This window comes from Mesorhizobium sp. M1A.T.Ca.IN.004.03.1.1 (assembly GCF_003997555.1).
Taxonomy (GTDB): domain Bacteria; phylum Pseudomonadota; class Alphaproteobacteria; order Rhizobiales; family Rhizobiaceae; genus Mesorhizobium.
The window spans coordinates 1-277 of sequence record NZ_RZTV01000249.1 but is presented as its reverse complement, the minus strand read 5'-3'; the positions used below and the strand labels follow the sequence as shown (position 1 = coordinate 277).

General features: G+C 58.8%; 1 pseudogene. It reads right to left on the bottom strand.

The window, feature by feature from the left end:
- Window positions 1–53: 53 nt before the first annotated feature.
- Window positions 54–277: pseudogene (locus tag EOD29_RS31560) on the bottom strand (MFS transporter); the annotation flags it as partial.

The window sequence follows — 277 nt, the reverse complement described above, 5'->3', positions numbered from 1 at the left end:
ATGGAGGGCAAGGACCGAGCGCAGCGCGCATAATTTGATTCAAGCGACGCGCGTCAAGCCTTTGTTTTTCCAGGCACCTTCATCCCTCTGGCCTTATAGCCGCTGATCTCCTCGCCAGCGGTCGGCGAGAAACGCAGATTCCAGACGGTCGCGGTGATCGAGATGAGGGTGACGACAATGAAGGCAGTAGAGAAATCGTCCAGCGACGGCGTTTCGACATTGTTGAAGGCCATCGAGCCGTGCAGCGCCAAGGCCCCGACGCAGATGCCGAGCGACA